We start from the raw sequence: 18,476 nt of genomic DNA, 5'->3' as shown, positions 1-18,476 counted from the left end.
AAGGGAAAATAATGTTACTAAATGGCAAAGATGTAAAAACACTTGCTCTAAATGGAGACGTTTTTATAAAAAACTATGATGGATTAATTGGTAAAAAACTGACCTTAACAGCAGGCAAACCCCATTTTGGTAGTGTATGCGATCATCTATATGAAATGAGTTTTAATGATACTACATGTAATTGGGGCTATATGAATTCAATTCAAGCTTTAAAAGAGTATGGTGCGGTAACGGCTACCATTACAGGCTGGTACTATGCTTCAGCTAGTCAAGACTTAAAGTTGCCTAATGACGACACTAACGTGTCTTGGTATGGGTTGTGGTTAAAGGCAGACAAGATTTATGGCAATACTGACAGATGGGTCAGATATTGTGACGTTCAAATTTTAAATTAAAGGAGAATTAAATAATGGAAATATATTATTACAGTGACCCGACTAGCTCGGATGTCAGAATGCATCATATGGAAATGCAAGTGCCTGAAAAAATTGAAGGTGAACTACCTTGGCGTTGGCACGCTGAAAAACCTGATGAGTCAATGGTTGACCCAATATGGGACTTAAAAACTAATGGTTGGGTTGAAAATGACCCCAATAGCAAAACACAGATAATCGCTAATTTACAAGATAAAATTGAAACTCAAGCAAAACAACTAGAAAAAGTCAATAAAGACCAAAGCAATACTACTCAATCATTGACTACTATCGAACAGGATCAAAAAGACATGCAAAAGCAACAAGGAGATATGCTTAAATTAATGGCTTTGATGAATCAAAAGCTATCTAAACCTACTGATACAACAAACGGAGGTACTACCACAAATGCATGATTTATTTAGAGAGTTAGCGCAAGCCGAATTTAATAGCCAAACATACACCAGTACTGATATACAGATGCTTGTAGGTACTGGTGTTTTAAATTCTAGTGATTATAAAGAAATAACAGGTGAGGACTATGTGGCTAAAATTGAATAGAAATTTCGACCAACTTTTAGCTGGAGGAGCAATTGTTGTCATTGGTTTTGCGTTACTAGTAGACCGTAACTACTTTTTCTGGCCACCAGCTTGGGCTAGTGCTATGAATGACCAGCGTCTAGACTTAGGCGTTATTTTTTTGGGCGTTTTAATTGTGATTAATGCAATCAAAAATAACGAAAAAAGAAGGTGGAGGTTAACTTTATTGTTACTTGGTACATGGCTCATGTGGATATTGGCGCTAATCCAACTTGGTCACGCCTTCTATGCGGGCGAGTTTCGAATGGCGCACACAATTATTGGTGATGTAGTTGTATCGTTTATTTGCTTACACTGTTTATATGAAAGTTAAAGAGGTGGTTTTGTGCATGACATTAGCAATCTGATCCAGGTACTGGGTGGACTGCTTGGCGCAGTAGCCACTTTTTTTGCAGTAATTCATAAATCAAAAAAAGAAGAATATGACGATATAATTGATAATCTACATACGGATATTAAAGATTTAAAAGAGGAAAGGGACAACTATAAAAAAGAGTATCAGCTAGAGCATGACCGTAGACTTGAGGCAGAGACGGAAATAGAGACATTTAAAAACAAAATTTTTGTATTAAACACCGAAATTAATGAATTAAAAAAATAAGTTTAAGCACCATAGTCGGTGCTTTTTTGTTGAAAGGAAATAATTATGAGTGTTAAAGATATGTTTGATTTAGGCTACTATAGCCTTTTTATTGTTGCTATTGTGGCTTACGTAGCAGTTAAAATTTATAGCCAAAAGCACACCATTAAAAATAAATGGATTGCCCAAATCCCTAATTTGGCAGCTGCCTTTGTTCACGAAGCAGAAACTACTGGCGGTGAAGGTACCAAGAAGATGGATATTGTGATTACTAGTGTTTGCGACATTTTAAGACAAAATAAAGTTGTAATTACTCCCGAAGTAGAAGCTATGATAAGAGCATTCGCTGAAAAAGAAGTAGCAAAAATTAATGCTAGTAAGCCAGAAAAAATTGCTAAGGAGGCTAAATAATGAAAAGAAATTTTAACTACGCTTTAAGTGATTCTGAAGGTAGTAGCCAGTTAGCTACACCGAGATTCATTATTGCTCACTCTACAGCAACACCAAATGGCGAGGCTGGGGCGATTGCTAGAAACATGAAAAACGGTATTAACACTAGCCAGACTTACGTACACTTAGTGATTGACGATAAAAGCATATATCAAGTGGGAGAGCTTGGATATGTAGCATGGGGAGCAGGTAGTCCTGCCAATAGTTTGGCTCCTGTACAGATTGAGTTGTGTGAATTTACTGACCACAAGCGTGCTATTAAAGCCTACAAACATTATGTAAATTGGTTAAGATGGTCAGCTAAAAAGTATGGCATACCATTAGCTCTAGACACTAACTCATATCGTGGAATCAAAACTCACTCTTGGCTTGTGCAACATGGCTACAGTAATACAGACCATACCGACCCTTGGCAATACTTGCCTAAAATTGGCATATCAAAAGCCAAGTTTGCTAAGGATTTGACCAAAGGTTTTAGCGGGCTAAATATTGCATTAACTAAATAGTTGATGTATACTTATATACGAATGGAATATGAATTAAATTTTTATCACATGATTTAATTCCTTTTTGAAGTCACTCTAGGTAAAACTAGGGTGGCTTTTTTTAAAAAAATAGTTGACAGTACACGTTATGTAGTGCGTTATATAATATGTAAGGGGGTGAGAAATAGATGTCAAAGAAGCAAAAAAGACTTCAACAAGAATCAAATGAAAAAATTGCTAAAGCCTTTTGTAAATAACCAAAAGATGTGGAGCTAAGCTCCACTTTTTGCTATCTTGCTTGGAATAATATTATTTGAAATTGGTGAATTATTATGACTTTAAGTGAAGCAAAGAAACGTGCTAATAAAAAGTGGGACGAGAAGAATAAAGACCGAAAAAAATATTTAGTCTACAGGTCACAAGCCAAGAGTTTCATTCGTCGCTTTGCTACCAGCGAGGATTTAGACGAATTAGAAAAAATAATTGCAGAAAAACGGAAAAAAATATAAATTTCTGTTGACAATATTATAGATATAAAGTTAAGAAAACAAAGGAGAACTTAAATATGTAGACGAAGAGAAATACGGCACTTTAGAGTTCGATAAAGAACAAAATTGTTGGATGCTATGACCAGACATTTTGGATGCTATGACCAGACATTATTGATGAATTAAACTTTATAAAAAAAGACGCCTAGAAATTAATCTAGGCATCTTTTTTTATAAAGTTAAGACCGAAAACATCGGAGTAAAAGCATTATACATCTTTTTGATTTTTTTTGCAAAAAATCCTTGATAAATTAAAAAAGCCACCCGCTTTTTTAACTTAATTTAACGCGTAAAGCATCAGTTAATAACTTTGAAAAGTTAACTCCTGCTTTTTCACCTTTAATGGCTAAATCTCTTGGGATAGTTGTATTCTTTTTAACAGTCGCTGGTTTAGTGATTTCTCTAGCTTCTTCCATATCGGCCAAAATATATGTGACAATTTTATTAGGATTGTCTTTTTTTACTTTTTCAATTGGACTATTAGTATATGGCTCATTTGAAGCAATCAAAATAGATTCTAAGCCCTCTTTACCACTGGCAATAGCTTCAGAAATACCTTTTCCCTCTCCGATAGCACCTGGCACATCTGGAAACGTTACAGTATATGTACCTTTTTCATTTTCAGAATCATCTAGTACCGCAGGATATGTATAAAATTTTTCTTTGTAGTATTTTGTCCCTTTATACATTTTAATTTTACCTCTCTTTTTATTTTCTATTAACAATATTATACGCATTAGTACGCATATAAGTCAATAAAAAAACAGTTATGACTGTCTTTTAAGTAATTACTTACTATCAAGCATTCTGACGATTGATTTATACGTCCCAATGCTAATACTATCTTTCAAGTGAGTGTAGGGAATAGAAATCATTTTTCCGGATTTATTCTTATAGATATGGTGGTCACCAGTTGTATGATGCTCTTCATATCCTTTTTTCTTAATTAAGTTAATGATTTCTTTGGCGCTATGTTCCGTCATATTTTTCCTCCTTTAACGTGCATAATTATTTTTTATTCGCAAATAAACAATACGCCTATATACGTATTGTAGCACAACAAGGAATTTATGCAATTGGTATACTTTGTGAAATTGTATTTTGGACGAAAAAAAGAACCCTATAAAATTAGGATTATTAAGTGTGAAACATGATAATTTCACAAAGTTTTATCATGGGCAATTATTAGCCTTGACTTAGTAGTGTTTTTTAGCTATTTTTGATAATGCACATTATGTAAAGTTGGTACTGGTCTAGTTATAGTAATCTGCTTTCTAATGCTTCAGTTAAAATTTTAGAAAAATTGATTTTTTCTTTTTTTCCTAAATCCACCAAATATTCTGGTAAGGATACTGTTTTTCTGACTGTCTTTGATGCCCGTTTTCTATAATCTTTAATATTGACAGGTACAAGTGTTGTGATTGCTTTTTTAGCCTCGGCAGGAATGTCAACTTCATTAAGCGGTGTTGCTTTCGGATAGTTGGTGGTATCAGCCAACATACAGCCAATTAAATCGCCTGCCATATAGATAGCATTATCTAAGCTGGTTCCTTGTGTCGCTAGACCTTTTTCCCCTAAATCTGGAACAAAAACATTATAGCCTTTTTCAGCAGCCCAAATAACTACTGGATATGTTAATAGATCTTTTTCTTGCATAATTTTTTACACCTCTATTTTTTAAAGGATAACATATATAGCAAAGAAGGCTTATTTTAAGCCTGCTTCCTTCAGAATTGCGTCTTGCGTGATTCTTTGCCGCCATGAATGGGAACTGGAACTGAGATATTTTTATTTTTGTTATACATTATTAAATGTGAGGTTCCATTCTTGCGTTTTTTCACAAAACCGTTTTTCATCAACAATTTTACCATTTGTTATGGTTTCATTGTCATATCTGTTATTCCTCCCTTCTCAACTTTATATAACTTTTATACGTAATTTACGTATAAAAGTCAATAGTATTAAAAATAAAGTTTTGATTTTTCGATGTGTTATAATGGTCAGCGCTCTTACTATCTTTAATTGGTCGAGTTATTTTTACATTGAAAAATAAAAGCCATTCAGGAAGTAACGTGGGTGGCGTCTTTTTATGCGTAAAATTATGTTTAATTTTAATTTGTTAAAAAGTCTAGTTTTGGTAAATTATGAAGTAAAATAATCAATGAAAACTTTAAAAAAGCGCTTTTTTACAAAATATTAAATAAGCACTCTGGGGATAATTCTTGGAGTGCTTATTTTTCATGTATAAAAATATAAATTAATTGTCAGATATTATTTACAATGTACGCTATCTAATATGTAAAGAGGTGAGAAATAGGTGGCAAAGAAAAAAATGCTTCAACAAGAAACTCAAGCTAAAATCGCTAAATATACAGCAATAGCAGCTTGGTCAGCCCCAGTAGTTGAGTTACTAAGGCTTATCAGAAGTCTTGTAAAAGCATTTTTGAAATAACTGAGTAGTGAGGATAAGTCCTCACTACTTTGTCATCTAAATAATAACATGAGTGATAAAGAAAAGAAATATTATACATCTGCATTTTTGGCAATTATTATAGCAATAATATTATTTGCAATTGGTGAATTATTATGACTCTAAGTGAAGCAAAGAAACGTGCTAATAAAAAGTGGGACGAAAAAACAAAAAAATAAAATCATATATAAATAAGTGGTCTACAGCTAAAAACTTTATCCTTAATTTAGCTACAAAAGAAGACTTAGAAAATATTTTAGAATAGGTTGAACAACGTAGGACTGAATTAAAAGCATAGAGATGTTTGCCAACTTTGTAATTAACCATTATTAATTATAAATTAATCACTTTAATCTCCTTAAATGCTTTTAAAAAGCCTATAATATCAACGATTACAAACGGTAAAAAATTAAAAATGCACTGTTTTGAATAATAAAGCGACTTTTTAAGTATAGTTTATTTTGGTATTAACAATTGCCCTATAATTTCCTATCTTTAAGTTGCGACTTATGTTAAACTGTAATTGTTCAACTAGAGATTTATTTCTATTTATCGATTTCCTTATTGATAAATTTGAACATAGCTACTAAGAGAATGGTCTCTCTTAGTAGTTTTTTATGTAAGCTAAAAATTATGCAATCAAGTATCTATTTTTCTACTATTAGTAAATTTAGGCGAGGGTAAGTTGGCTAAATAATGCTGCGACTAAGCGAAAACCTAATAGAAAATAGCATTGACGATAAAAGAATTGCGTTGATTATTGGAACTAGACTAAAGTATTTCCCATTTTTGGGAAAAAAGTGAGTTTAATTGCAACTATATGGTAAAAAGCTTATAAATATTTATAGATGATAACAACAGAGAAGAGTTTGGTTGCTGTTGTATATAAATTAGTGTACTATGAAAAGAAAAATAACAATGAACAAAATTTATGAATTTAAAAAATCAAAGGATAATTGGACAATTAAAACAAAAATCGATTTGAGACCAAAAATAATAATTAAAACTGTAATAATAAGTCTAATTATTGCCATGGTAATTCAAAGTATTATCAATTATAAAGTATTATAATTGAAAATCATAAATATAATTATAAGAAAACTTTTAAAAATAAAAAGGTGTTCTTAACTTGGGTTTTATGGAGGAATTAACAGAAACTAGAAAAAGAGTAAGCAGAAAGCGTGTTAATAAGATAAATGTTCTACTGTAAAAGTCATCGTTTCATCTGGAAGCAACTTCTTATCTATAATTCCTTGATATTAAAAAGCCCGCAAGATTATTTCTTTTCGGGCTTTTCTTATTTTAACGCTCACTTAATCTAACTATTGTATTTATTATGGAAAATTATCTAAAAAGTTACTGTTGCAGGTAGATATTAAATAAGTTTGACATAATCTATTTTTAAAGCAACATTATATGAACTAGTAATTTGATATTAGTAATTAAAAATATTAGCTTGCCTTAGTCCACACACCAAGGCTTATAATACCTAAAAAGTATGATTAAAAAGATATTGAGGAATAAAGACATGGAAAAAGTTAAATTAAATAATGGAGTTGAAATGCCACTTTTAGGCTTTGGAGTTTTTCAAATTACTGATGCAGAAATGGTGGAAAAATCTGTCTTGTCAGCACTTGAAGCAGGCTATCGCCTGATTGATACCGCAAGTTCTTATGGGAATGAAGCAGCAGTCGGACGAGCAATTAAAAATAGTAAGGTATCACGGGAAAATTTATTTATTACCACTAAGCTTTGGGTATCCGATACAGGATATGAAGCAACTAGAAGAGCAATTAAAGAGTCGTTAAATAAATTACAATTGCAGTACCTTGATTTATATTTAATTCATCAGCCATACGGTGATGTCTATGGTTCCTGGCGTGCAATGGAAGAAGCATATGAATCAGGTATAATTAGGGCAATTGGAGTTTCAAATTTTGAGCCAGATCGTATTTTAGATTTAACGTTATATAATGAAATAAAACCAGCTGTTAATCAAATTGAGATCAATCCATGGATGCAACAATCCAAGGCAGTTAAATTTTTAAAAGAAAAAAAGATTCAGCCAGAAGCTTGGGCTCCTTTTGCTGAAGGAAAAAATGAACTTTTTAGTAGTTCTTTGTTGACTAAAATTGGTCTGCAATATCATAAATCAGTCAGTCAGGTTATTCTACGATGGCTAATTCAAAGAAAAATTGTGGTTATTCCGAAATCTGTTCATAAAAAAAGAATAATTGAAAACAGTAATATTTTTGACTTTGAATTAACAGCTAAAGAAGTTACATTAATTAATTCTTTAGATCAAAAGAAAAGTCAATTCTTCAATCATCAAGATCCAGCTGCGGTACAACGTATTTATGATATGATACAAAAAGTAGATAAAAAGGGGTAGTTTGTGAGTATTAATGAAATTAGTAAAAAGTTTGTCTTATCAAAAGATACGTTACGCTATTGGGAAAAAGTGGGTTTACTGCCAGCAATTAAGCGCGATAACCACGGCTATCGCCAATATAGCGAAATAGATCAAAATTGGATTTTTTATATTAAAGTTTTACGTAATGCGGGGATGCCTGTATCCCAACTAAAAGTATTCCTATTCAATTATCGTCAAAAAGAAACAGCGCAAAAACGGTTGAATTTACTAATTAAGCAACGTGAGCAATTAGAGCAACAACAAGCCCAGCTTCAAAAAACAATAAATTATTTAAACTATAAAATTGACCATTTTGACGATAAATTACTTACTTATGAAAAAGAAAAATTAGCCTATGAACAAAAAATATAGTTTATAGCTCTATTTGTTATTAACTTTTGGTTAAACTCTTGTTTCTATCTGTTCAAGAATGTTATGATTGAGAACGTGTTTTTTAACCAATGACTTTTAAGAAAAGGTAGGATAATACATGAAATTTGAACCAAATACAAATGTATTTAAAATAAATTGGTACGTTAACCAAATGCAAGGTTGGAGTTTTAAAACTTATATGCTCTTAATGCTCGGAATTGGTGTGATTATTGGTACAACAATCTCTGCTCCAATTAATTTAATTACATTTGTAACAATGATCGCGGCAATTATGGGTTTTACTTGTACGTTAGCAATCACTAATGCTAAAGCAATCAACGGGGTATTAGGGTTACTATCTTCAATTATTTACATCATAATATCAATTACAGCTAAAAATTATGCCAACATTGTTTTGCAAGCATCATATATTTTTCTGTTAGATTTGCCAGTCTTATTATTGCCAGCTTGGAATAAAGATGCCGCAAAACATATTCGCGGATTGAATGCTTCTAAATGGCTGTTAACGTTTTTCTTTTTTGTAGTAACTACTGGATTGCTATATTTAATGGATACAAAAGTTTTCATTAGTCCGAGACCTTTAATTGATGCAGTTGCAGGTGCAATTGGCTTAACTGGTTCACTTTTGTGTACCTTGCGGTTTCGGGAGCAGTATTACTTTTGGACAATTCAAGGTATCTTATCTGTTGTTCTTTGGGGAGTAACGGCCTTTCAAGGAGATGCTAATTTAACTTTATTTTTTACTTACATTTTGTATTTGAGTAATGACTTATTAGCGTTTACTGATAAGCATACGCATTGGTTCCATTAAAAAATTAGCTAATCGAAGAATCATAAGCAAAATAGTCTGCTACTTCAATTTTGTAATTTAAAAAGAATAAAAATTTCTTAAGAGAAGTAAATGACACTAAGAAAATCACTAGTATGTTGAAAATATTTTTTGCGTGAAACTATAGCTATCTTAAAAGGCAGTCCCATTATTAATGGGACTGCCTTTATTTAGTTAAATATTTTTTGACACTTTTGATTAAAATTTCGGTTGCTCCCTTACCAGCTTTATCATCATAGTACGAACGATAACGTTTATCGCGTTGATAACTATTAACAATACTTAGATGAATTTCTGGAGAATAATTTGGCATAATAATTTTAAGCCACGCTTGATGATTTTGGAAAATTTGCTTACTAAGTTTATTTTCTTCTTCAGGATGACTAATTACGGTTTGTAAATCACGTACTAAATCGGCCTCAGCTATTTTTAGTTTATTGAATTTTTCTTCGATAAGTTTATCAGCATTTTTTGACATGTTTTCATTGCTCCTCATAATTATTTATGTCAATAACTACTATAGCAAGATTAACTTGAAAAAACATGTTTTGAATTAATAAATTGATTTGGGCATTAATTAACATAACTCTTTTATTTTAGTTTTGAATCTAAATCGGCGTCACTGTTTAGTGGTTAGCCAATTGACTATTATTTTAATTGTTAGAAGTTGACTATTTACTTAAAAATAGTGATAATTAAATAATAAATGTTATTTAACGGCTGGAGGCTCAAAGTGAATAGACGTTATGTAAATAAACAAGGCAAAAAAATTGTATTGACTAGTGCGACTGCTGCAACACTAGGTATATTTCTTTTAACAAATAGTAAGACAGCTAAAGCTGATGATATTATTGAAAATCAAGAACAAAAAAATGTGCAAACGAATAATAGCAATAAAAGTAATTTAAATAAGGCTGATGATTATGATAATCAATTACAAGAAGAAAATATTTCAGAAGATATAATTAATCGTATCGATATGCCTGATAATACAGATTATGGGCAAGACATAACTAAGACAAATGATTTAAATACTGAAAAAAAAATAAAGCAAGCTAATCTTCCTAGAGAAATTTCTAATCCTAAACGTTCCCTTATTAATTACCTTTGGAATGGAATATCAGTGACCTACGATGATGTTTCAAAAGTTTTGACTATTCCTGGGGGTACAGAAACTTCTCCCAAAATTTTAAATGATCCAGAACGAATATTCGATAGATTTAAGCAAATTGAGATTAAGCAAATCAAAATAACTGGAAAACTAAAAATTATTGGTTCTGCTTGCTCCATGTTTGACAATTTACACAATTTGATTCAGATAGATGGTTTAGATAATCTCGACACTACTGAAGTGACCAATATGCAAAATATGTTTAGAGGTTGTTATAGCCTTGAATATATTGATGTTAGCAGGTTTAATACTGCTAATGTTACAGATATGTCTTCGATGTTTGAATATTGCTATAATGCAAAAACGATAGATGTTAGTCGATTTAATACTTCCAAAGTTACTAGCATGAGAATGATGTTTTATATGACGCATATTAGTGGAGGTTTCGTTCGACGTTCTAAATTGACTAACCTAGATGTTAGTGGCTTTGATACTAGCAAGGTTACGGATATGACGTGCATGTTTTCTGGGTGTACGGAGCTTACGAAGTTAGATGTCAGTAATTTTGATACGGCAAATGTAACTAATATGCATTGTATGTTTAGCGAGTGTACTAATTTGTCTAGTTTAAACTTAGATAAATTTAATACAGCTAAAGTAACTGATATGGGGGGAATGTTTTCCGGTTGTGCAAATATTGAAAAATTAGACTTAAGCCATTTTGATATGAGAAGTATCCCGCGCTTTAATCAACCACCTATTGGTTCCGCTGATCAAAATACTGTTGCAATGCTAGTAGGAACGGATAAGTTAAAAATTTTAGTATTAAATAAAAATTGTGATATAAAAAATAGTTATATAGGTGGCTCGATTAGTTTTGAAGATGGTTTCCATGGTCAACCACCAGACTGTCGCTGGGTAAATCTAGCTGGGGGAACTTTAACCAATGCTAAGGGTTCTAATATTTGGTTTCCATGGGAGATGTCAGACGAATACCAAGCGGGAAAAGATGCTGATACCTATATTCGTTTTGGTAGTGTGACTACTCAATATCGAGATGAAGATGGTAATATTCTGGCGCCGGATCAGGTTAGAAGGGGGTTAATCGATGAGCAATACACTGATGTTTCAAGAATTAATGTTCCGGGCTATATATTAAAAGAAATAGTTGGTGATACAAGTGGCCGATTTGAAGATAGAAAGAACAAGATTGTTACCTTTGTTTATGCTAAGGCGCAAGTGCTTGTTCAATATGTAGATGAGACTGGGACCAAAATTGCAGCTGATGAAGTTTTGAAGGGGAAAATTGGTGATGTATATTACACATCAGCAAAGCTAATTCCTGATTATACTTTTAAAGAGGCTAAAGGTTCAGTTAATGGCTATTTTACCGAGACGCCGCAGTCTGTTACCTATATTTACAGTAAGAATGTAATAAGTGATCCAACCAACCCAGACAAGCCGACTAAACCAGAGGAGCCAACCAACCCAGATAAGCCGACTAAGCCGGAAGAGCCAACAAATCCAGACAAGCCGACTAAACCAGAGGAGCCAACCAACCCAGATAAGCCGACTAAGCCAGAGGAGCCAACCAACCCAGACAAGCCGACTAAACCAGAGGAGCCAACCAACCCAGATAAGCCGACTAAGCCGGAAGAGCCAACCAAGCCAGACAAGCCGACTAAACCAGAGGAGCCAACCAACCCAGATAAGCCGACTAAGCCAGAGGAGCCAACCAAGCCAGATAAGCCGACTAAACCAGAGGAGCCAACCAACCCAGATAAGCCGACTAAACCAGAGGATCCGGACAAACCGGACAAACCGACTAAGCCGGAAGAGCCAACCAACCCAGATAAGCCGACTAAACCAGAGGAGCCAACCAAACCAGACAAGCCGACTAAACCAGAGGAGCCAACCAACCCAGATAAGCCGACTAAACCAGATAAGCCGACTAAGCCAGACAAGCCAACCAACCCAGATAAGCCGACTAAGCCGGAAGAGCCAACCAAACCAGACAAGCCGACTAAACCAGAGGAGCCAACCAAACCGAATAAGCTGACTAACACAGATAAACTAAAAGATCCTATAACTACTGTGTTACCTAAAACTGGAGCAAAAAAGCAGAGTAATATGGTATTACTTTCTGTAGGAGGAGCATTGCTATTATCTGCAGTTGGTCTTTTATGGTTAAAGCGCAAAAAAGATTAATAATTTGCCTTTTAAGTCTGTAAAGCCCCCCTTGCTAGAAATTATTTATAATTATTAATCTTTAAAAATAAAATTAAATTTTGGTTGACAAGATTAATTTTAAGTGCTAAATTAATAAACAATTAAATAATTAATACATCTTGAAAAGCAGAGTAATTATGCCAGTTACTAATAAAGAGAGCTGAGGTTTGGTGAAACTCAGTTAGTAAAAGCTAGTGAATATGGGCTTGAAATGATGTCTGCTGGTGATATTTAGCTAGTAGCGGTGTTGCATCCGTTATATTTGCAAGCTATTGTTTGATAGCTAATGAGGTTTATTACGTGAGTAATAAATGAAATTAAGGTGGTAACGCGAAGCACTCGTCCTTTTGCTAAGGACGAGTGCTTTTTTGCTTGTTTAATTTTGGAGGTTGTAAAATGACAAAAAAAAATAAAAATATTATTATTGGATTAATTGCTATAGCAATAATTGGTATTGCTGGTTGGTTTAGTTTTAGTCAAAATAAGACTACTAACAATAAAAAAAGTCATGTAGTTACAGTTGGAATTGTGAGTTCGACTAAAGCTAAGCAGGACATTTGGGACCACGCAGCTGCTTTAGCAAAGAAAAAGTATGGTGTAACTATTAAAATTAAAAGTTTCACTGATTATAATCAACCCAATAGTGCAGTTAAGGATGGCGATATTGATTTAAATGCTTTCCAACATTATGCTTTTTTAAAGGCATGGAATAAGGCAAATCATAACGGTGTAGTTGCAATTGGTAGAACTGAAATTAATCCAATTAGACTATATTCAAAAAAGTATCACCAATTAAGTCAGTTGCCTAGTGGTGCAACAATTGCGGTTCCTAATGATGCAACTAATGAATCTCGTGCTTTGTTTGTTTTAAAAAATGCTGGTTTCATTAAATTACGTCCAGGCAAGGCCTTGGTTACAATTGCTGATATTGTTAAAAATCCTAAGAAGCTAAAAATCAAGGAAGTCAGTGCTGATCAATGTGGTCGGGTAGTTAGTTCCGTAGATGCAGCAGTTGTTAATAATGACTTTGCTAGTCCAGCCGGTCTTGGTAAAAAGGAAACTATTTTTGTTGAACCAGTAAATAAGGATTCCTTGCAATGGGTTAATATCATCTGCACACGTAAAGGAGAAGAAAATAATAAAGATTATCAAGCGGTAGTTAAGGCTTATCAAACTGCTGAAACTAAAGCATTAATTAAAAAATATTACGGTGATGCAACAATACCAGCTTGGGATGTTAAGTTTTAATAAACGGAGATAAATTTAATGGCAATTATTGAATTAAAACATGTAAATGTCGATTTTGCTAATCATACTGATAAAACGGTTCATGCTGTTCATGATGTTAATTTATCAATCGAAAAGGGGACAATTTTTGGCATTGTTGGCTTTTCTGGAGCGGGTAAATCAACTCTGGTAAGAACGATTAACCTATTACAAAAGCCAACAGCGGGTACAATTAAAGTTAATGGTACAGAATTTATCAAAGATGGTCAGCAAATTATTACTAATAAAAATTTACAAATTGCTCGTAGAAAAATCGGCATGATTTTTCAAAACTTTAATTTATTAAATGAAATTACAGTTATTGAAAATGTGGCTTTTGCCTTAAAACACTCTGGACTGAAAGAAAAAGAAATTAATGCCAAAGCACTACAATTATTAGAATTAGTTGATTTAAAAGATAAAGCAAATTTTTATCCAATTCAGCTTTCAGGTGGTCAACAACAACGTGTAGCTATTGCAAGGGCGCTAGCTAATGAACCCGATATTTTGATTTCGGATGAAGCTACTAGTGCGCTTGATCCTCAAAATACTCAACAAATTTTATCTTTATTAAAAAAATTGCAACAAGAATTAAATTTAACGATTGTACTGATTACCCATGAAATGGCAGCAGTAAAACAAATTTGTGATCGAGTCGCATTAATGCAGTTGGGTGAAATTGTTGAGCAAGGGAATTTGCATGACATAGTGCTTAGGCCGCAATCTGACTTAGCAAAAAGTTTTGTTGGCGGTTCAGGTGCAGTAATTAATACCTTGAAGTCCTTAAAATTAGCCGAATTAAAAGATAATGAAGTAATATATCAACTTGTCTATAGTATGGCGAACGTTACTAAAACAATCGTGATTGACCTATATCGCGAAATAGGCGTTGAAGCCAGTATGTTATATGGTAATGTAGAACTTCTTGATGGGGAACCAATTGGCACATTGCTGGTTTTAGTTAAAGGTAATCCAACTAAGCAAGAAGCAACGCTTAAATTTCTTAAAGAAGCAAAAGTAACAGTTACTAGATTAGATGAGAAGGGGAATTTGTATGGTTAGTTGGTTCAGCAAGATTTTTCCAAATGTTGTAAATTTAGGCTGGTTAGGTGATACTGGCTGGGGGACTAGTATTGGTCAAACACTTTATATGACTTTTTGGTCGGCTATTTTTGGGGGACTTTTAGGCATCATTTTTGGTATTGTCTTGGTATTAACTAATAGCAACGGTATCCGGCCTAACCATTTTTGGTTTAATTTTTGTGATAAGGTGGTATCAATATTTCGTGCAGTCCCATTTATCATTTTACTTGCCTTTATTGAGCCAGTTACTGAGAAAATCGTAGGAACCAAGATTGGAATTAGAGCAGCTCTTGTCCCTTTAACTTTGGGTGTTTTTCCTTTTTATGCTCGTCAAGTACAAGTAGCATTAGAAAGTGTCAGCCATGGTAAAATTGAAGCTGCACAAAGTCTCGGGGCAACTATTTGGGATATCATTTTTACTGTTTATTTGAAAGAAGCACGCTCAGAATTAATTCGAGTATCAACTGTAACAGTCATTAGTTTAATTGGGTTAACGGCGATGGCTGGAGCAATTGGCGCAGGTGGAATTGGCAATACAGCTATTTCTTATGGCTATACTCGTTATGATAATGATGTCACATTTATAGCTACTGTACTAATAGTAATTATGATTTTTATTGTACAAGTGGTAGGTGACTTTTTTGCCAAGAAATTAAATCATCAAAATAGATAAAATTTATAAAAAAAGCAGCGATTTTAATCGTTGCTTTTTTTATAAACTTATTTAACTGCATCTTTTAATGCCTTGCCAGGCTTAAATGCAGGTACCTTAGTTGCTGGAATAGTTAAAGTCTTACCTGTTTGAGGATTTCTACCTTTTCTTTCTGCCCGGTCACGAACTTCAAATGAACCAAAGCCGATAATTTGTACTTTTTCGCCTTTAGCCAAGTTCTCCTTAATTGATTCAATTAAGGCATCGATAACCTTTTCAGCATCTTTCTGCTTAAGTTCTGTCTTCGCTGAAACTTCTTTAGTAAGCTCAGATTTATTAATTGAAGCCATATTTCCTTCTCTTTTCTATAAAATTTATTACTAGTCAAAGCAAGTTCGCAATAAACTATACGTAAACTCTGTAAAGTATTGTCTCACTTACCCTTTGACAACTTTTATTATTTTAGCACAGTTAGCTAGTCCTTCAATAGAAAAAAGCTAAATCTTATAATAATTTTGGTCCGCAAGTATTCTTTTAACCATTTGCTGATAATTAAGGTAAAGTACTTTGAAACGTGTGTGATTTTCTTTTTGCTAAATAAGCTGAATATGCACGTGCATCATGGTGCCAATTAATTTCTGGGATTTTTAAGATATTTTGCCCGTACAGATAATTTAAAATATCTTGGTCTGGTAAAATTAAAATGTCATGATATTTTTTAATTGTAGAAGATGTAGCACTCAAACTAATTTTTTCGCTCATTTTATCTAAATCCATTACCATAACACCAGAATTAAAATAGCCATTCTTTGTTCCCAGTCTAATACTATTGAGTGAACTCATAATGTCTGTTAAGCCCTCATGCACTTGCTACAGCAAATATTTTTTTATTTAAAATGCGCCATAAGGGCTTAATTAATTACTAAAATATCTGGATCCAAATAGATAATTCGATGCAAACTAGTAGGTGAAATTTACCCAGTTCGAAGCCAAAAATACATTTCTTGCGGGTAATCATTGAAGTTAAGCAATGATTTTGAAAAATTCAGCTTTTTTATTAATTGTTAATGGTCTTAGTTCTATGACAATTTTTTTACTAAAAATTTCAATTGTTTCGGTAAATTTTTGTTTCATTATTATTCTCTTTTAAGAAAAATTTACAATATTTAAAAGATGAGACTTGTTTGTTCATATTTCAAGTTATTATAAAAAGAAAGTTGTATAATATGTTTAATTCAGTTTAAAAATATGGACGAGGTTTAAGTATGAATAAAAAAATATTAATTAGTTTTGTCGGTACAGCATCTGCCCTTATTGGCTTAAGTGCTAGTATACCAGTATCAGCAGCTGAGGCGAATAGTCCAGTGGTCAGTAAAACAGAATTAGAAGCAAGTAATTCTTCTAAGACACCAGTGTCAGATGCGAATAAAACTGATAATAGTAGTAATAAAACAGCTACCGAGACTCCGAAATCTCCAGAAAAGCCTAATGGTAATACTAATGCTATTTCTTTAATGGGCAAAACGGTTAGATTAACCCGAAATTCTTATGTTTATGATAAGCACGGTAAAAGAGTAAAGAATAAAAAGTTGAAGAAAGGTTTAATTGTTGGTATTAGTAGTTTTACTACTGTAAATGGTAAACCCCTAATTGGCTTTAATAATAAAGAGAATCAATTTATCAAACCAGCTAATGTGAAAATTTTAAAGGCAGTCAGATACAGAGTTAAGCGAAATGCTTTTGTCTATAATGCAAAAGGAGTAAGGGATCCTCGTTATTATGTAAAAAAAGGTAAAAAAGTAGTGGTATTTTCAACTAAGAAAGTTAAGGGAATTAAACTTGTTGGTATATCAGAGAATCAATTTATTAAATGGGCTGATTTGGATTCAAAAAGTGCAGAAGTTTTAGCTGAATAAATATTTATTATAGTAAAAAAGGTAGTCAACCATAAATGATTGACTACCTTTTTATTTTTTAGGATCAAAATTACGTAAAATTTCAATTCCTTGACGTTGATACTTATTAGGGACAAAACTTTTACGCATTGCAATTTGCATATAAGCCCAAAGTTTTTGTCCAGGTCGTAGGTGAATAATATGAATTCCCTGTTCATCCTGAATACTACTTTCCATCGCCAGGGCAATACCTACATTGCGCTTAACCAAATCAATCATTAATTTCATTGTCGGTGCAGTGTAAATAATATTAGGGGTGAAATCACCTAATTTTGCTTCCTCTTCAAGACATTCACGAGTTAAAAAGCCACGTGCTCGCGCAATAAATTTACGGTTACGCAAGTCTTTAGCCCTAATCTCGTGTACATCCTTCCATTGATCGTTTGTACCAGTGATTATTACTAATTCTGTTTTTTGTAAGTTATGAATAAAATATTCCGGATCATTAATGGGTACCATCCAAGAGTAAATTGCTACATCAACATTCCCATTTGTTAAGTCTGCAAAAGCATCTGCAGAACGTTCAATATGAGTTTCGATTAAATTAGTAATGTTTGCTTGATGAAATTGTTGGACAATGTCTGCTATATATAAACTACCGGCTTCGCCAGAAAAGGCTAAACGAATTTTTTTATCGCTGGCATGTTTAACATCATAATTGATACTAGCAATATCTTGAAGTAAAATTTTAGCTTTTTGGTATAACAAATCACCAGCGTCGGTTAGTATTATTTTACTTTTACGATTTTTTTGTATGATCAACGGATCATCAAATTTTTCAGCTAATCGTTTTACGGCCATTGAAATCGTTGGTTGGGTTACATCAAAAAAAGAAGCAGTTGCTGTATAATTTCCCGTTTCAACAAGCTTACAAAAATATAATAAGTCTTTTTCATTCATATGCTTACCTTAAATTAAATAAAAAAAATTTATAAATGTATCTGTTTAAATTATATTAAATTTTAAATAAAAATGCAAGAACACTAGATAGAGTAGCAT

The 18,476-nt window shown here is 32.8% G+C and carries 25 protein-coding genes and 1 other annotated feature; of the genes, 17 read left to right on the top strand and 8 right to left on the bottom strand.

The features are described 5' to 3' along the window. The first annotated feature begins 11 nt into the window (after positions 1-11). The 8 genes from F5ESL0230_RS04415 (at position 12) to F5ESL0230_RS04380 (ending at position 3,037) form a co-directional block, all read left to right on the top strand. Complete coding sequence (locus tag F5ESL0230_RS04415) at positions 12-395, top strand: hypothetical protein (protein ID WP_122021749.1); 384 nt, start codon at positions 12-14, stop codon at positions 393-395. A 14-nt stretch (positions 396-409) separates the two neighbouring features. Further along, positions 410-829 (top strand): hypothetical protein, encoded by a 420-nt coding sequence (locus F5ESL0230_RS04410; protein ID WP_122021748.1) that lies wholly within the window; start codon positions 410-412, stop codon positions 827-829. Next, the gene (locus F5ESL0230_RS04405; RefSeq protein WP_122021747.1) at positions 822-974 is read left to right on the top strand and encodes an XkdX family protein; all 153 of its coding nucleotides are present in this window, start codon (positions 822-824) and stop codon (positions 972-974) included. The genes F5ESL0230_RS04410 and F5ESL0230_RS04405 overlap by 8 nt, the downstream gene beginning before the upstream one ends. Continuing rightward, positions 967-1,326 carry a hypothetical protein gene (locus F5ESL0230_RS04400; RefSeq protein ID WP_147440867.1) on the top strand — a complete coding sequence of 120 codons (360 nt, stop codon included), beginning with the start codon at positions 967-969 and terminating at the stop codon, positions 1,324-1,326. The genes F5ESL0230_RS04405 and F5ESL0230_RS04400 overlap by 8 nt, the downstream gene beginning before the upstream one ends. A 12-nt stretch (positions 1,327-1,338) precedes the next feature. Continuing rightward, on the top strand, positions 1,339-1,614 hold the full coding sequence (locus F5ESL0230_RS04395; RefSeq protein WP_122021745.1) for a hypothetical protein: 276 nt from the start codon (positions 1,339-1,341) through the stop codon (positions 1,612-1,614). Between the two features lie 45 nt (positions 1,615-1,659). Next, complete coding sequence (locus tag F5ESL0230_RS04390) at positions 1,660-2,004, top strand: phage holin, LLH family (protein ID WP_122021744.1); 345 nt, start codon at positions 1,660-1,662, stop codon at positions 2,002-2,004. Next, positions 2,004-2,549 (top strand): peptidoglycan recognition family protein, encoded by a 546-nt coding sequence (locus tag F5ESL0230_RS04385; RefSeq protein WP_122021743.1) that lies wholly within the window; start codon positions 2,004-2,006, stop codon positions 2,547-2,549. Before F5ESL0230_RS04390 ends, F5ESL0230_RS04385 begins: the two co-directional genes overlap by 1 nt. A 308-nt stretch (positions 2,550-2,857) precedes the next feature. Then, on the top strand, positions 2,858-3,037 hold the full coding sequence (locus F5ESL0230_RS04380) for a hypothetical protein (RefSeq protein ID WP_122021742.1): 180 nt from the start codon (positions 2,858-2,860) through the stop codon (positions 3,035-3,037). Between the two features lie 311 nt (positions 3,038-3,348). Here F5ESL0230_RS04380 and F5ESL0230_RS04375 read toward each other — a convergent pair whose 3' ends face one another. The 4 genes from F5ESL0230_RS04375 to F5ESL0230_RS04360 all read right to left on the bottom strand — a co-directional run bounded on the left by F5ESL0230_RS04375 (position 3,349) and on the right by F5ESL0230_RS04360 (position 4,947). Then, positions 3,349-3,765, bottom strand: a complete 417-nt coding sequence (locus F5ESL0230_RS04375) for a type II toxin-antitoxin system HicB family antitoxin (RefSeq protein ID WP_118906835.1) — start codon at positions 3,763-3,765, stop codon at positions 3,349-3,351. A 99-nt stretch (positions 3,766-3,864) separates the two neighbouring features. Further along, positions 3,865-4,059, bottom strand: coding sequence for a type II toxin-antitoxin system HicA family toxin (locus F5ESL0230_RS04370; RefSeq protein WP_090092124.1), 195 nt, complete (start codon positions 4,057-4,059; stop codon positions 3,865-3,867). A 274-nt stretch (positions 4,060-4,333) separates the two neighbouring features. Further along, complete coding sequence (locus tag F5ESL0230_RS04365; protein WP_090092122.1) at positions 4,334-4,732, bottom strand: type II toxin-antitoxin system HicB family antitoxin; 399 nt, start codon at positions 4,730-4,732, stop codon at positions 4,334-4,336. A 71-nt stretch (positions 4,733-4,803) separates the two neighbouring features. Then, the gene (locus F5ESL0230_RS04360; RefSeq protein WP_369931588.1) at positions 4,804-4,947 is read right to left on the bottom strand and encodes a type II toxin-antitoxin system HicA family toxin; all 144 of its coding nucleotides are present in this window, start codon (positions 4,945-4,947) and stop codon (positions 4,804-4,806) included. A 446-nt stretch (positions 4,948-5,393) separates the two neighbouring features. Here F5ESL0230_RS04360 and F5ESL0230_RS08635 point away from each other — a divergent pair, with 446 nt between their 5' ends. The 4 genes from F5ESL0230_RS08635 to pnuC all read left to right on the top strand — a co-directional run bounded on the left by F5ESL0230_RS08635 (position 5,394) and on the right by pnuC (position 9,163). Continuing rightward, positions 5,394-5,528 carry a hypothetical protein gene (locus F5ESL0230_RS08635; protein WP_255409271.1) on the top strand — a complete coding sequence of 45 codons (135 nt, stop codon included), beginning with the start codon at positions 5,394-5,396 and terminating at the stop codon, positions 5,526-5,528. A 1,546-nt stretch (positions 5,529-7,074) separates the two neighbouring features. Next, a complete protein-coding gene (locus F5ESL0230_RS04355; protein WP_122021741.1) occupies positions 7,075-7,938 on the top strand; it encodes an aldo/keto reductase in 864 nt (287 codons plus the stop codon). A gap of 3 nt (positions 7,939-7,941) precedes the next feature. Next, positions 7,942-8,331, top strand: a complete 390-nt coding sequence (locus F5ESL0230_RS04350; protein WP_122021740.1) for a MerR family transcriptional regulator — start codon at positions 7,942-7,944, stop codon at positions 8,329-8,331. A 118-nt stretch (positions 8,332-8,449) separates the two neighbouring features. Then, positions 8,450-9,163: a nicotinamide riboside transporter PnuC gene (gene pnuC / locus F5ESL0230_RS04345; protein ID WP_122021739.1), complete on the top strand. Its 714-nt coding sequence runs from the start codon at positions 8,450-8,452 to the stop codon at positions 9,161-9,163. A gap of 184 nt (positions 9,164-9,347) precedes the next feature. Here the strand turns inward: pnuC and F5ESL0230_RS04340 are convergent, their stop codons facing one another. Further along, a complete protein-coding gene (locus F5ESL0230_RS04340) occupies positions 9,348-9,659 on the bottom strand; it encodes a TipAS antibiotic-recognition domain-containing protein (protein ID WP_158592388.1) in 312 nt (103 codons plus the stop codon). Between the two features lie 255 nt (positions 9,660-9,914). Between F5ESL0230_RS04340 and F5ESL0230_RS04335 the strand changes: the two genes are divergently transcribed. From F5ESL0230_RS04335 to F5ESL0230_RS04320, 4 genes are all read left to right on the top strand, one after another. Continuing rightward, the gene (locus F5ESL0230_RS04335) at positions 9,915-12,500 is read left to right on the top strand and encodes a BspA family leucine-rich repeat surface protein (RefSeq protein ID WP_158593056.1); all 2,586 of its coding nucleotides are present in this window, start codon (positions 9,915-9,917) and stop codon (positions 12,498-12,500) included. A gap of 131 nt (positions 12,501-12,631) precedes the next feature. After that, positions 12,632-12,871, top strand: a binding site (T-box leader). 46 nt (positions 12,872-12,917) lie between these two features. Further along, a complete protein-coding gene (locus F5ESL0230_RS04330) occupies positions 12,918-13,769 on the top strand; it encodes a MetQ/NlpA family ABC transporter substrate-binding protein (protein WP_122021736.1) in 852 nt (283 codons plus the stop codon). Between the two features lie 18 nt (positions 13,770-13,787). Beyond that, entirely contained in the window at positions 13,788-14,849 is a 1,062-nt protein-coding gene (locus F5ESL0230_RS04325; RefSeq protein WP_122021735.1) for a methionine ABC transporter ATP-binding protein, read from the top strand. Then, positions 14,842-15,543, top strand: a complete 702-nt coding sequence (locus F5ESL0230_RS04320; RefSeq protein WP_122021734.1) for a methionine ABC transporter permease — start codon at positions 14,842-14,844, stop codon at positions 15,541-15,543. Before F5ESL0230_RS04325 ends, F5ESL0230_RS04320 begins: the two co-directional genes overlap by 8 nt. A 47-nt stretch (positions 15,544-15,590) precedes the next feature. On the opposite strand, the gene F5ESL0230_RS04315 is transcribed toward F5ESL0230_RS04320, so the two are convergent. After that, on the bottom strand, positions 15,591-15,872 hold the full coding sequence (locus F5ESL0230_RS04315) for an HU family DNA-binding protein (protein WP_090092084.1): 282 nt from the start codon (positions 15,870-15,872) through the stop codon (positions 15,591-15,593). A gap of 202 nt (positions 15,873-16,074) precedes the next feature. Next, on the bottom strand, positions 16,075-16,365 hold the full coding sequence (locus F5ESL0230_RS04310; RefSeq protein ID WP_122021733.1) for a glycosyltransferase: 291 nt from the start codon (positions 16,363-16,365) through the stop codon (positions 16,075-16,077). A gap of 422 nt (positions 16,366-16,787) precedes the next feature. Between F5ESL0230_RS04310 and F5ESL0230_RS04305 the strand changes: the two genes are divergently transcribed. Beyond that, the gene (locus F5ESL0230_RS04305) at positions 16,788-17,438 is read left to right on the top strand and encodes an SLAP domain-containing protein (protein WP_122021732.1); all 651 of its coding nucleotides are present in this window, start codon (positions 16,788-16,790) and stop codon (positions 17,436-17,438) included. A gap of 51 nt (positions 17,439-17,489) precedes the next feature. Here the strand turns inward: F5ESL0230_RS04305 and F5ESL0230_RS04300 are convergent, their stop codons facing one another. After that, a complete protein-coding gene (locus F5ESL0230_RS04300) occupies positions 17,490-18,377 on the bottom strand; it encodes a LysR family transcriptional regulator (protein WP_122021731.1) in 888 nt (295 codons plus the stop codon). Positions 18,378-18,476: the final 99 nt, after the last annotated feature.

Origin of the sequence: Lactobacillus sp. ESL0230, assembly GCF_003692805.1 — a bacterium.
GTDB lineage: Bacteria > Bacillota > Bacilli > Lactobacillales > Lactobacillaceae > Lactobacillus > Lactobacillus bombicola.
The sequence above is the reverse complement of the archived record's forward strand: the minus strand, read 5'-3'. Positions and strand labels throughout refer to the sequence as shown.